This is a genomic window from Myxococcales bacterium (assembly GCA_016703425.1).
Classification (GTDB): Bacteria; Myxococcota_A; Polyangia; order Polyangiales; family Polyangiaceae; genus JADJCA01.
Genome location: JADJCA010000002.1, coordinates 968,951 through 982,495, shown reverse-complemented (window position 1 = coordinate 982,495; position 13,545 = coordinate 968,951). Strand labels below are relative to the sequence as shown.

The following is a 13,545-nucleotide window of genomic DNA, read 5'->3' as shown; positions in this document are numbered from 1 at the left end:
CGAAGTCGCTCGAATCCCGCGAGATTCAGGGCTTTGGGGGACCGGCGGCGCGCGCCTTCTTGGCCTCGTCGTCGTGCCGCACGGCCTCGCTCGTCTGGCCGAGCGTTCGATGGACCGCCGCGAGGGCCTCATGGATCTGCGCCAAGAGGGGCGGCTTCGGCCCCGCAAGCACGGCCGTCTCCAGCTCGAAGATCGCGCCCTTCGAGTCGCCTACGGCCGCCAGCGCGCGACCGTACGCGAAGTGGGTGTCGGGGCTCGCGATGTCCACGAAGACCGCGGCCTCACCCACGCGGCGTGCCTCGTCCCAGGCCTTCCGCGTGACGAGGTGTTCCAGGTAGGCGCGCCAGAGCTTGCGATCGTGTTGCTCGAGGGGAGCGAGCTTCCTCAGAATCGACAGCTCCTCATCCGCCTGTTTCGCTTCGTGCGCGAGCTCGTAGAGGGCCCGGAGCGGATCGGCCTGCGATGGATCGAAGCGATGCGCCGCGAGCAGGTCGTTTCGCGCCGCCGCGGGCGTCTTGCGCATCTCCGCGAGCTCGGCCAGCGCCATGCGCACCGTGTAGCCGTCGCCGCCGGCCTTCTGGATCGCTCGCAGGTGAACCTCGCGCAGGTTGGGCTCCTTCTCGAGCTTTGCCGACAGAAAGTGCGCGGCCATGTGCGACGGCGCGGCTGCGAGCGCCGCCCCGAGCTCCACCTTGGCCTCCGCGAGCTTCCGCGCGTGGAGCAGCGAGAGCGCATAGCCCACGCGTGCGTCGGCGTTCGCGGGGGACTTCTCCGCGAGCGCCTTCGCAAGGTCGAGCGGCTCGGCGCGATCGTCCATCATGAATTGCCCTTCGTAGCGCACGAGCCGCTGCTTGAGCCAGGCGCGAAAGCCGTCGTCGTAGGCCTTGGCGGTGACGCCGAAGGCTCGCTTCAACACGTCCTCCGTGACGAGGCCCTCGCCCCAGGCGCGGAGTGCGCTGGCGATGCGGTCCATCCCGAAGGTCTCCGCCGTGTACACGAGGAGTTGGCTCGAGGCGTAGTAGGCGACGGTTACGTCGGCGCCGCTCTTGGCGTGCGTGAAGGCTCGGTTCATGTCGACGGCGCTCGGCAACGAGCCCCGGCGGAGCGCCAACGCGAGATCGGGATCTTGTTCGCGCCGCCACTCGGGCCGCCTCACGATGGTCTCGTATTCGCTGAGACCCTCGGTGAACCAGCGGGGGACGTGGCTCTTCGAGAGCTCGATGGCGAAGACATGGCCGAGCTCGTGCCACAAGACGTTGCCCCAATTGAAGGGCTCGCCGCGAGGCGTCATGGAAGCGAGAACGCGACCGAAGCAGACCCCCTGGATGCCCACGTTCGGGAGGCCACTGGTGCGGACCGAGAAGTGTTCTCGGCTCTCGTAGAGCTCGACGGTGACGGGCTCCTTGGGGACGAACGCGTAGCGGGCTTTCATGGAGGCCCATGCTTCGTCGAGCATGCGCGGCACGTAGCGCTCCAAGAGCGCACGTTCGGCCTTCGGGTAGCGAATGCGAAAGACGCCACCGGTCTTGGTCTCATAGTCCGTGGCGATGGACTTCTCGTAGAGGTTGAGCGTGTTGAAGACGCGCACGTTGAAGCGGTCGAGGGCCCACGCTTGCTTAAGCGCCAGAAGGCCAGCGGCTTCGTCGCCGGAGCGCATCTGCATGACACCGAGCTGTGCCCACGCCTTGGCGTCTTTCGGGTCGACCTTCGTCGCCTCGCGCATCATCGTGACGATGTCGTCGTAGCGGTGCTCCCATTCGGCGTACTCCGCGGCGATGCCGTAGAACCTCGAGTACTCCTTGTTGAGACTCAAGACCTGCTTCTTCGCCGCCTCGTAGCCGCCTCGGTCGTCGCTCAGGAAGCGTGCCGTCGCCTTCAAGCTGAGCAGCTCGAGGTCCCGCGGATTGGTGTCTAGGCCGCGCTTGATCCATTTCTCGGCGCCCGCGATGTCGAGGTCGCGGAGCGCGAGGCCGGCGCGCACCGCGAGGGCGCCGCCGTGGGTCGGGTGAACGGCCAGCGCCTTGTCGACGAGGCGCTCGGCGGCAGCGAAGTCGAGCGCCTGCTCCAGCTTCACGCGCGCCACCATGGCCAGGGCATCGGCGCGGTTGGGGGCGAGCGCGAGCGCTTCTTCGGCGACCTCGGCCGCGTGCCCCGGATCGTATTTGTCGAGGAACAGCTCGGCCCGTGCCAAGAGCAGCTCGACGTTCTTCTTGTCGGCCTTCTCTGATTCGTTGAACGCTTGGTTGGCGTCCTTCGGGCTCCTCATGAGGTGGGCCGATGCGCCAACGAGAAACAATCCCTCGGCGTCGGTTGGGGCCATCTGGTCGTAGGCGTCGATGACCTCCATCAACTTCGCCTCGGCGTCGACGCGGCGGCCCGCCGCCAAGAGCGTTGCGCCGTGGAGCCACTTCGCGCGGAGGCTCGCCGTGCCGCTCTCCTTGGCGACGCTCGCGAGGACAGTCATGGCAAGGTCGAGCTTGCCGGTGGCCATGAGGACCTCCGCGCGCACGCACGCCGCGGCCGCGCGCTGAGCCGGCTTGGCTTCCGCCTCCTTCGCGCGCGCCAAAGCTTCCGCGAATCGTCCCGTCTCGAACTCTGCGCGCGCGAGCGCCACGAGCGCCGCCGGCCTGAGGTCGCCCTGAATGGCCCCGAGGGTGGCCTTGGCCTTGCCATAGTCGCTCGCGCGGAGCGCCTCTTCGCCTTCCGCGAGTGTGCCCTTCGCGGGCGCGGGCGCGGGCGCGGGGCTGGTCGGTGGCGGGGCGGCGAAAGGCCGCGAGGGTGCCCCCTGTGCCGCCGCCGGCGCCGAGGTGAAGAAGAGCGAGGCGAGGGCGGCGCAGGCGAGGGGCTTCTTGCTCATGGGTTTTCGATGGGGATTTCGTCGGCCAGGAGGCGAATCTCGCGGGAGGTCTCGTCGAACACGAGTCGCATCTCTACGGCGTCCTCGCCGTCGTCGTAATAGCGACGCCGGACGTTGGTCGCGAAGAAACCGAGGCTTCGATACAGCTTGATGGCGGGGGCGTTGGACCGACGCACCTCCAGGAGAATGTGCCGGACCGGCAGGCCCTTGGCAAATGCGACGAGCTCGTTCATGAGAGCACGGCCCAAGCCACGCCTGCGCCAAGAAGCGCGCGTGACGACGTCGAGGACGTGCACTTCGTCGGCGACTTGCCACGCCACGAGCATCGCCAAAAGTTCACCGGCAGGACTGCGCACGACTCGCACGCGAGACCACGGACGCCCGAGTTCTTCGCGGAGGCGCGTCGCCGCCACCTGCCGCTGCTCATCGGCGGGACGCGTTCCGGTGAGCTCGACGATCTCGATGGCGGCCGGCAGATCATCCTCCGTCATGCGCTCGACGCGGAGGCCGCTCACGGCGGGGTCGGTAGGCAGCTCGAGGCGCACAGAGAATCCTTGCCCCGGGCGACTCATGAGCTTGAGGCTCCCGCCGAGCTTTCGAATGCCGTGGAGCGCGATGTCGAGGCCGATGCCGCGGCCGGCGAGGAGGTCGGGCGCTTGCCGCAGCGAAAACCCAGGCCGCAGGAGCAAGGCCAGGATCTGCGCGTCGGGTTCGGCCTCGGCGCGCTCCTCTGTGAGCACGCCCCGGGCGACGGCGTGGGCCCTGACGCGCGAGAGATCGACGCCGGCACCGTCGTCGGCGATGGTCACCGAGAGCTTGTCTCCAGCGCGCTTCGCCGTGAGCGTGATGGTGCCGATGGGGTCCTTCGCGGCGGCGCGGCGGACCTCCGGCGCCTCGATGCCGTGGGCGACGGCGTTGCGTGCGATGTGCATGCAGGGCTCCACGAGGCGCTCTGTGAGGCGCCTGTCGATGAGCTCTTCGTCGCCCGTCGCTCGAGTCCTGACCTCGCGACCGAGGCGCCTTCCTTCGGCTTCGACGACGGCGGCGACGCGATCGAAGATCGAGCCCATGCTCGTCGTTCGAAGCACGCCGGCGAGGCGCTTTACGTGGAGAAGATCGGTGCCGAAGGCGTCGCCCGCGTGCCGCAGCTCTCCGCCCATAGCGTCGAGGTCGTCGCCGAGCGTCGCCAAGGCGCGGTCGATGGCTTCTCGTCGGTCGGCCGTCCCGGCCGTCGCGTGCGCGCCCTCCGCTCGGATGGCACGCACGCGGCGCGCGGCTTCCCTCGCGCGCCGGGCCTGTCGATCGAGCTCTTCTCGCATGGTCCCTAGCCCGTCGATTCGCGAGAGCAGCTCGTTGATGTTCTCGGTGGCGACGCGCACGGTGGCGTCGTTGCCTTCGTCATCGGAAGAAGCGTCCTTGAGCGCTCCGCTCGACGGCGGGCTCTCGACTTCATCTCTGAGACGACGAAGCGTCGCCGCTGGCGCCTCGGCCATCGCGCCCAAGACGCCACGCACCTTGCTCACTTCCAAGAGCGCGAGCTTGGCGCGAGCATCCTCCGTCACGTCGCGGAGCCGCTCCTCGAGGCCGTGACAGAACCAGCTCATGGGCTCATCGCCGACGGCGCTGGCGGCGCCCTTTAGCGTGTGCACGTGCCGAAACGCTACGCGCACCTTCTCGATGACGTCGTCGTCGCCGCTGAGGCAGAGATCGAGCGCTGCGAGTCGGTCTTTGACCTCCGAGTGATAGGGCCCACGAACGTCGGGGTCGATCTCGCCGGGTTCGAGGTCAAAGGGAGGGACGGGCCAGTTGTCTGGCACAGCGGCGCTCCCTTCCTTGATGCGCTGTGCGGCTCGCCTCAGGAGCGCCACGGCGGCGGCCACGGCGGTCGCGTCGCCGCTGCGGAGCCGCACCTCAAGGCGGGTCAAGCTCGCGGCCAGGCCCGCCTCGCCGGCGAGCCCTGCCGAGCCCTTCAGCGAGACCACAGCGAGGAGCGCGCCGTCGGCGTCGGCGGGCCCGACCTCCAGGGGGGCGACGCGCTTCTCGATCTCGTAGGCGAGGAGCCGACGCAGTTCGTCGGACATCGGGTCAGGCGGCTTGGCGACGGACGAGTCGCGCGTCGAGGAGCTGACAGACGATCTTGCACGCGTCAAAGCTCGAGAGGTGACTCGCCGTGACGATGTCGCGCACCGAGCGCGCCTCCGCGAGGGCGTGAAGGACGGTCTCCTCGTCGGCCGTCTTTGCGCCGCGCGCCTCCAACGCTTTCGTGTCCACCACGAGCAGTTCGTCGAAGTCGCCGAGCTTGGCTTCGAGGAGCCGCCACTCGTCGACGCGGCGGAAGCCTTCCATGATGACGGCGGAGACCGGCAGGCCGAGATGGGGCTCGCGCTGATCGGTGTCTTCGAGACCCGAGCGGAAGGCGAAACGCCCCGACTTCCAGCGAAGGACCTCGTAGATGAGCTCGCTTGATTGCTTCGAAATGGCGTCGACGAGCTCGCGCTCGGAAATCTTTCCTGCCGCGCGCAGCGCGTCTCCGAGGCGCGGACGAATGGCGAAGGCCGCGGAGTCGTCGGGGGAGGGGTGCAGCGCGCGCTCGATGTCTTCTTGCGTGACGCGCCCTTCTTTGACCAGGAAGCGGCCGAGACGGAACTCACCGGCCGCGCCCCGCGCCATGGCTCGCGCGATGGTGCCACCGCGCATCACGACGCGGACCTCGCTCGTCGGGCTCTCGACGGAGAGTACGCCGGAGGCGCTCTCCATGTGGAGAAGCTGGAGGACCGAACCGACGCTCACGCCGCGGAGATCGCCGGCGAAGGTCGTGGTCGCCGACACGGCTTCGTCGGCCGGTGGAATGGTCGGCGCCGTGGGGCGCGTGGTCGCGCCGCTTCGGGCCCGCTCGAGAGCGCGCTCCACGAAGCGCGAGAGCGTTCGTGCGTCGAACGGTTTGCTGATCGCGTCCACGGCGCCGGTGTGCGCCACGAAGCGGTCGCGGATCTTGTCGGCCTTGGCGCTCATGAGCGCCACCGGCGGGGCCGTCGCCGCGTGCTCCTGTCGAAGCGCACGGCAAAACTGGAAGCCGTTCATCTTCGGCATCACGAAGTCGACGAGGATCAGATCGAACGCATCGCGCCGCACCACGTCGAGGCCGTGCTCTCCGCTGGCGACGGCGATGACTTCGAAGCCCGCCCGCTCGAGGATTCCCGTGACCACGAGCCGCAGCGTCGGGCTGTCGTCGATCACCAAGATCCGCTGGCCGGTCGCGCCCACCTGCGCGTTCTATCCCTACCGTGGCCCGGGTCAAGGTCCGAAGGGAGGAGGCGTCGCGGGGGCGAGTGTTCCCTTTGGGAGACACGGGCCCTCGAACGGCCTGCGGGTCGCGGGAAAGCCCGGCGGGCGCGCCTCCGCCGGCTTTTGGGGCCGCGGCGCCGCCCGTGTTAGTTTTCCGTCCGTGCGCACGATTTTGCGGGACGGCACGCTCGTCACGATGGACGCCGACGGGCGCGTTCTCGTCGGAGACCTGCTCATTGAAGGGACCACGATCGTCGAGGTCGGCGACGGGCCCGAGCTCCGGGCCACGCGGGCCGGCAAGAGGGGGCTCAGTCGCGTCGTCGAGGCGCGGGGAGCCGCCGTCCTCCCAGGCTTCGTGCAAGCGCATGTTCATTTGTGCCAGGTGCTCTTTCGCGGCATGGCCGACGACATGCCGCTCCTCGAGTGGCTGAAGACCCGCATCTGGCCTCTTGAGGCGGCCCACGATGAGTCGTCGCTCGCCGCGAGCGCCGAGCTTGGCCTCCTCGAGATGATGCTCGCAGGGACGACGACGGTCCTCGATATGGGGACCGTGCACCACTACGACGCCGTCTTCGACGCGTGCGACAAGGGCGGCGTTCGCGCCGTCGGCGGCAAGACGATGATGGATGCCGGCGAGGGCGTGCCAAAGGGGCTCAAAGAAGCCACGCGGTCGAGCCTCGACGAGAGCGAGGCCTTGGCTCAGAGGTGGACGGGGCGGGGAGAAGGGCGCCTCTCCTACGCGTACGCGCCGCGCTTCATCCTTTCGTGCACGGAGAAGCTCATTCGCGGCGCCGTGGAGCGGGCCCTCGCGAGCGGCGCGCTCGTTCACTCGCACGTGGCTGAACACGAAGGGGAGCGCAAAGCGGTGAAGGCGGCTCTCGGCGACGACGACATCGCGATCTTGCGTCGCTACGGCCTCGCCGGGCCTCACGCCATCCTCGCTCACGGCGTCCAGCTCACCGACAAAGAGGCGCGCGATGTGGCCCGCGATCAGACGCGCATCGTCCATTGTCCGAGCGCGAACCTGAAGCTCGGGTCCGGCATCGCCCGCGTCGCCGAGCTCGATCGCTTGGGTGTTCCACTCGCCCTCGGTGCCGACGGTGCGCCGTGCAACAACAACCTCGATCCTTTCGTCGAGCTCAGGCACGCAGCGCTCCTCGCAAAGGTGAGGACCGGCGTGACGACGCTGCCCGCCGAGCGCGCGCTTCGCCTCGCCACCAAAGACGGGGCCCGGGCCCTCGGCCTCGAAGACCGGATCGGCACCCTCGAAGCGGGAAAACGTGCCGACGTCATCGTGGTCGACCTCGAAGGGCCACACGTCGAGCCGGGCGGCGACGTCTACTCGCGGCTCGTCTACGGGTGTACGTCGCGCGATGTACGGCACGTGTTCGTCGACGGCGACCACGTTGTCCGCTTCGGCGAGCATCAGCGGCTCGATCGCGATCGCGTTCTCGGTCGCGCACGGGAGCAAGCGAAGAAGCTCCGCGGCCGCGCTCGCCTGTAGCGATTCGACGTCGAGCTCGCCCAGCGCGATTTAGAGCGAATCGAAGAGCGTCTTTGCGGGAGCGTAGTCGGCCTTCTGGGCCAACGTCAGCATGAGGTGTCGCTTGGCCTGGTCTCGGTCGCCGACCGCGAGCGCGTGAGCGGCGAGCCCGTAGTGCGCGAGGAAGTACGTGTCGTCCATGGCCGCGGCGCGGGAGAACGCGAGCTTCGCGCCTTCGAGGTCGCCCTGATCCCACAAGAGCTCGATGCCCTTGCCGGTGTGTGCCTGTGCCACCGTGCGGCGGCCCGCCCCGTAGTCCATTTGGCGCAGCGCTGCCTGGCCGTATTCGAGGGCCTTGTCGAAGTTGCCATTGTCTACGAGGAAGTTTGCGTAGTTCCCCTTTGCCCACGCCGATTCCGGCTCCAAGTCGACGACGCGCCGGTAGACTTGGTCCAAAGCCGGCGCGTCGTCCCGCTCGCGATAGATGGTATCGAGCGTGCCGTAGGCGCGCGCGGCTACGGTGCGGTCCTTGGTGGTGGTGATAAGTCGTCCGAGGAGGGCCTCCGCACCGTCCAGGTCGCCGCCCTTGCTCATGAGGTCGGCTTTGAGGAGCAGGTAGCTCGGAGCTGTGGGCGCGAGCTTCTCCGCCTCGGCAGCTGCCGCTTTGGCCCGTGAGAGGTCTCCGCCGTTGCGATGAAGCCAAGCCCGCACCACGAACGCCTCGGCACAGCGCGCGTCGAGCGCCAATGCCCTGTCGGCCATGGCGTGCGCTGCCGTGAGGCCCTCGGGCCGATACTCGCTCCCGCCCACGTATGCGCGCTTCAGAGCGATGCGGGCTAACCCCGCGTGTGCAAGCGCGAAGGTGGGCGTCAGTGTGAGCGCCTCTTTCAGCTTGGCTTCTGCGTTGGCGAGGGGTTCGGGCCGGCCGTGCCACTCGTCGACGAGCACCATCGCATCTGCATAGAGCGCGGTCTCCTTGCTCTCGGCGGGGCTCGGCGTCGTCTCTTTGGCGAGCGCTGCGAAGGCTGGCACCGTCGTCTTGCGCTTGCCATTCACGTTCCACAAGCGAACGTTTCCCGTTCCATGGGCCGTCGCGAGGCGCGAGCCGTCGGGTGAGAAGGCCATGGCCAACGTGCCGCGCTCGGCGCCGTTGTGCTCCTCGAGGAGCTTGCCGGTGAGGGTCGACCAGAGGCCAATCTTGCCCTCCTTGCCGCCTGTCGCGGCGACGGCGCCGTCGGGTGAGAAGGCTACGGCCCAGACCTCGTCCGTGTGGAGGTTCATCGTTTGGAGCGCACGGCCGGCAGCGACGTTCCACATCCGCGCCGTTCGGTCGTCGCTGGCGCTGATGAAGGTCAGGCTGTCGGGGGCGAAGACCACTTCACCCACGGTCTTGGTGTGACCGCCGAAGGTCGCCTTGCGAGCGCCGGTGGCTGCGTCCCACAGAAGGATCAGCTTGTCGTCGCCGGCGCTCGCCAAGAACCTGCCATCGGGGCTGAAGGCCACGGTATGAAGGCGCGCCTTCGAGTGCTCCAGCGTGCGAAGCGTCTTGCCGTCTTCGAAAGCCACCATGGCGACGACACCGTCGAGTCGCGCAACGGCCACCGTCTTGCCATCGGGCGAGAGCGCTGCCGCGCGCACCGCGCCACCGGCGTTCATCGTTCGCACGAGGGCTCCGGTGGCGGCGTCCCAAACCTTCACGGTCGTATCGCCACCGCTGACGACGTGTCGGCCGTCGACCGAGGAAAAGACCGAGCCTGCCTTGTCGGAGTGGCTGCCGAAGACGCGGATCGGGGTGCCGTTCTGCGCGCTCCACTGTTTGACGGACTGATCCACACTCGCCGTAAGGAGCGCGCTGCCGTCGCGGGTGAACCCAATATCGAGGATCGCGCTCACGTGCGCGGGGAAAGCGGAGACGTACTTCAGCAGCGCGTACCGCGGAAGTCGTGGCCGCGGCGCCGTGATGCCGCGGACCCCTTCTTTGGGGCCGGCGGCCTCCGGCATGGGGGCAACGCGCAAGGCTCGCAAGATCGGCACCGAGGCGCCGGCCAGCACCGCGAGGAGAACGGCGAGCACGGCGACGCGCTTCTTGGAAGGGGCCGCCTTCGCCGTGCCGCTTCCCTTGCCGTCACGCAGCGCCACCAACGCGAGGTGCGCCGACGCGAAGCGTCGCTCCGGCGCCGGCTCGATCATTCGCTCGAGCCATCCGTTAAACGTCGACGACGTGGAGACGTGTTTCGAAAAGTCGATCTTGAGTTCCCGGTGCGGCAGATCGTTGGGGGGCCGCCCCGTCATGAGGAAGAGCAACGTGCACCCGAGGCCGTACAGGTCGCTAGCAGGCCTGGCGCTGCCATGGAGCTGCTCCGGCGCCATGTAACCGAAGGTCCCGACGATGGTGCTCCCTGCCGTGAAGGTCGAGCTCGGCGTGTCGCGCACGGCGCCGAAGTCGACGAGCCAAAGGTTGCCGCCGTCGTCGCGCAGGACGTTCTCCGGCTTGATGTCGCGATGAATCACCGCCGGGTTTAGGCCGTGAAGGTAGCGGAGCACCTCAAGCAACCGGAGCGCCAGCTCCTTGAGTTCGTCTTCGCCGGGATGCCAACCGTCGCGCCGCCAGGCTGCAAGGGAACGCCCCGGTGCGAGCTCCTGAGCGAGAAAGAACGACGGCCCATTCGGCGTCTCGAGGGAGAAGTGATCGATGTAGCGCGGGATCGACGGGTGCGTCAGGTGTGCGAGGACGCGCGCCTCTCGCTCGAAGAGCTCGAGGACCTTCCAATCGTCGAGCGACCGCAAGCCGATGTGTTTCAGCGCGACGTGACGTCCATCGGCCAAGAGCTCGGCCTCGTAGGTCGTGGCCGACCCGCCATGGCCCAACTGGCGCACGACGCGATAGCGGTCCCCAACCAGCTCACCTTGTTGAAACATGTCCCCCCCGCGTCCCATGGGCGTGCGGCTCACCCCTGGCTATGACTCAGCGCCCATCGGCGTGGGCCGCGGCCGGCGCCACGCGCGCTTCTCCGCAGACAGCGTCAGTCGATCGAGCGCGCTTCCGCGTCTTCGATTTGCGCCAGCACCATGGCTAGCGCGTCCTTTGCCCGATCGAGAGAGACCCGATCCTCTTCCCACTTCGCGAAGGCCCGGTTCGCGCGTCCCGTTTCGAAGCTGAGGCGGCGCTTGAGCGCGTCGAGCTCGGTCTTGACGTCACCGAGGTCGTTCTCGAGCGTCGCGATGCGCTCGCGGGCGCCCAAGAGCTCGCGATCCACGTCACCCTGTCGCTGCGCGGCGGCGGCGAGCTCCGACTCGAGGGCGGTGATGCGCGCCGCGTTCTGGGTGTCGGCTTCCCGCTTTTGAATGGCGAGCGTGGCGAAAGCGTCGGTTGTTCGAGCCACCTCCGTCTCGAGCGAAGCGATTCGCTGCTGGCCACTCGTCGCCGTGGCGCGAAGCTCGTCGGTCTCTCGCGTCATTCGCAGGAGCCGTTCGTCGCGATCGCTCTCGAGCTCCTCGACCATGGCGCCGTGGCTCGCCTGAAGGCTCGCCATCGCGCCTTCATGCTCCGCCTTCTGCGACGCGAGTCGCTCCTCGAGCTGGCGTCCCGCCTCGGCGAGCTCCGTCGTGCGAATGCGCTCCAGGTCCGCGACGCGCTGGTCGCGCTCGCGTTCGACGGCGCCCACGCGCTGATCGCGCTCGGCGATGGCGGCGGCGACCTTCTCGTCGCGGTCACGCTCGGCCGCCGCGACCTTCTGGTCGCGCTCCGCCTCGAGGGCGGCGATGTGTCGATTCTTCTCCGCCTCGACGGCAGCGACGGTGCTCTCACGGTCTTGCTCGAGGGCCGCCACGAGCGTGTCGCGATCGCGTTCGATGGCTTGGATCTGTTCGGCCCGCTCTCGTTCGAGCCGCGCGATCTGCTGATCCCGCTCGCTCTGCACCGACGCGATGCGCTCATCGCGATCGCGCTCGACGGCCACCAGCATCGCGTCCTTCTCTCGGATGGCGTCGGCCAGCGCCTGGTCCTTTTGAGCGAGCTCCTGATCTTTCGTCACCGTGATGGCCGCGATGGCCACAGTGTGTTGACGCTCGAGCTCGCGCTCGCGGACCGCCAGCCGATCCCCGGCGGCCCGTTCGGCGGCCTGGAGGTCCGCCTGACGCGTCGTCGACGCTTGATCGAGTTGCCGCGCGTGCTCGGCCCGTACCGCGGCGAGCTCGTCCTGGTGCTCCTGTTGGCGCGACGCGAGCTCCGTGGCGTATTGCTCGCTAAGCTCCGCCTCGCGCTCCGCCACTGCGCGTTCGCGCTCGCGCGCACCCCGCTGCGTCTCTTCGCGCAGCGCCGCTTCGTGGTCGCGCTGGACGCGCTCCGCTTCGCGCTGCTTCTGCAAGGTCGCCTGTTCGAGGGCCTTGCCGTGCTCTTCTTTGGCCAGGTCGAGCTCGCGACGGTGTTCTTCGCGCGCGTCGTCGAGGCGCTTGGCCCACGACTCGCCCATCTCGTTCTTGATGTCGGCGAGCGTGGCTTCGCTCCTCGCGATCTCTTCCGCGTGGCGCGCGCGCAGCTCGTCGATTTCGCGGCTCTTGCCCTCGAGCTCGCCGTGGAGCTTCTGAACCTTCGCGCGGGTCTCCTCCGTGATCTTCTTCGCCTGCTCGCGGTCGGCGGCCAGGGCTTCGTTCTTCTCGCGCACGTCGGCGAGCTGCCGTTCCACGGCCAGGATCTTGTCGTCGCCCTCTTGCTTGGTGCGCTCGAGGCCGAGGGTGCGATCGCGACTCTCGATGAGCTCCTTGTCGCGGCGGCTGACGGTCTCCTTGAGCTGAAGGATCTCCTTGTCCTTGCGGTTGAGGTTCTCGCGGAGCTCTAGGAACTCGCGCGCCGACACGCCGCCGGACTTGCCTGCCGTCGCGAGCTTTCCGCGCAGCTCTTCGAGCTCCCGCTGCAAGCGACCGACGTTGTCCTCCGCTTCCTGAGCCCCGCGTCCCGCGGACTCGACGCTCCGGCTCATGGAGTCGAGATCGCCCGAGAGGCGCTCGTTGTCGCGCCGCAGTCGCTCCACCTCGCGAGCGAGCTCGGCGCTCTTTGCGCTTTCGCGCTCCGCCGCGTGTTCCAGCTCGGCGCTCCGCGCCGCAGCGAGCGAGCCCGAGTCACGGCGGGCGCTTTCAGGGATCGGCGCCGAGACGGGGCGCGCGCTCTGGGGACGCGCCAGCGGCGGCTCCTCCGTCGCGTAGGCGTCCATGGGCGCGGGGTGCACGCTTGGCGGGGGCTTTACGCTGGGCCTCGCGCTCGTGGGTTGCACTGGAGGCGCCGGAGGATCGCTCCCCGTGAGTCGACCAAAGGCTGACTCGGCGAAGGCGTCGACCTCCGCGTCGACGGCACGCAAGCTGGGATGGCTCGGATGATTGCTGAGGGCGCGCGGCGCCCCTGAGATGCCGGCCGGGGGCCTCGACATCGCCACCGAGTCATCGATCTGCACCTCGTCGTCGACGACGATGCCGCCCTCGCCCTCACCCGCGTCCCCGCCCGTCAGCGGAACGAACGGCTGAATGTGGCGCATGAGCTCGCCGAAGGCGATGGGCTTGTGCACGTAGTCTTCGGCGCGTGTGCGGAGCTTCTTGTGTTGCTCGAAGGTCTCTTCGCTCGACTCGCTCGACATGATGATGAGCGGGACCTCGCGTAGCGTGGGATCCTTCTTGAGCTTGTTGCAGACGGAGAACCCGTTCATGCGCGGCAGCTCGATGGAAAGAAGGATGAGGTCGGGTCGCTCCGTCGCCGCCGCCTGCAGTCCGACGTTGCCGTCGTCGACGATGGTCGTTGCACATCCCAACTTTCCGAGCTCGCTTCGGAGCTCGGTCGCGAACGCGTTGTCGCTCTCGAAGACGAGAACCTTGGTGGCCATGATCTCCACGGGGCCCGGTCAGCGGCTCATCCCGTCGGACGAACCTGCCG

The 13,545-nt window shown here is 68.4% G+C and carries 6 protein-coding genes; 1 reads left to right on the top strand and 5 read right to left on the bottom strand.

All coding sequences use genetic code 11. The features are described from left to right. Positions 1–25 precede the first annotated feature (25 nt). Genes IPG50_10605 through IPG50_10595 form a run of 3 tightly spaced genes read right to left on the bottom strand, consistent with a single transcriptional unit; the run spans position 26 to position 6,121 of the window. Entirely contained in the window at positions 26–2,857 is a 2,832-nt protein-coding gene (locus IPG50_10605) for a hypothetical protein (protein MBK6692642.1), read from the bottom strand. Continuing rightward, the gene (locus tag IPG50_10600) at positions 2,854–4,938 is read right to left on the bottom strand and encodes a GNAT family N-acetyltransferase (protein MBK6692641.1); all 2,085 of its coding nucleotides are present in this window, start codon (positions 4,936–4,938) and stop codon (positions 2,854–2,856) included. Before IPG50_10600 ends, IPG50_10605 begins: the two co-directional genes overlap by 4 nt. Positions 4,939–4,942: 4 nt before the next feature. After that, a complete protein-coding gene (locus IPG50_10595; GenBank protein ID MBK6692640.1) occupies positions 4,943–6,121 on the bottom strand; it encodes a response regulator in 1,179 nt (392 codons plus the stop codon). Between the two features lie 217 nt (positions 6,122–6,338). Here IPG50_10595 and IPG50_10590 point away from each other — a divergent pair, with 217 nt between their 5' ends. Further along, the gene (locus IPG50_10590) at positions 6,339–7,646 is read left to right on the top strand and encodes an amidohydrolase family protein (protein ID MBK6692639.1); all 1,308 of its coding nucleotides are present in this window, start codon (positions 6,339–6,341) and stop codon (positions 7,644–7,646) included. 30 nt (positions 7,647–7,676) lie between these two features. On the opposite strand, the gene IPG50_10585 is transcribed toward IPG50_10590, so the two are convergent. Together IPG50_10585 and IPG50_10580 are read right to left on the bottom strand one after the other, a co-directional pair. Continuing rightward, positions 7,677–10,544 (bottom strand): protein kinase, encoded by a 2,868-nt coding sequence (locus IPG50_10585; protein MBK6692638.1) that lies wholly within the window; start codon positions 10,542–10,544, stop codon positions 7,677–7,679. A 104-nt stretch (positions 10,545–10,648) separates the two neighbouring features. Continuing rightward, the gene (locus IPG50_10580) at positions 10,649–13,495 is read right to left on the bottom strand and encodes a response regulator (protein ID MBK6692637.1); all 2,847 of its coding nucleotides are present in this window, start codon (positions 13,493–13,495) and stop codon (positions 10,649–10,651) included. Positions 13,496–13,545: the final 50 nt, after the last annotated feature.

What these genes read in the sequence shown, in the direction of transcription:
- IPG50_10580 (MBK6692637.1), bottom strand. Translation starts at nt 13,495, where the DNA reads ATGGCCACCAAGGTTCTCGTCTTCGAGAGCGACAACGCGTTCGCGACC.
- IPG50_10590 (MBK6692639.1), top strand. Translation starts at nt 6,339, where the DNA reads ATGGACGCCGACGGGCGCGTTCTCGTCGGAGACCTGCTCATTGAAGGG.
- IPG50_10605 (MBK6692642.1), bottom strand. Translation starts at nt 2,857, where the DNA reads ATGAGCAAGAAGCCCCTCGCCTGCGCCGCCCTCGCCTCGCTCTTCTTC.
- IPG50_10585 (MBK6692638.1), bottom strand. Translation starts at nt 10,544, where the DNA reads ATGTTTCAACAAGGTGAGCTGGTTGGGGACCGCTATCGCGTCGTGCGC.
- IPG50_10600 (MBK6692641.1), bottom strand. Translation starts at nt 4,938, where the DNA reads ATGTCCGACGAACTGCGTCGGCTCCTCGCCTACGAGATCGAGAAGCGC.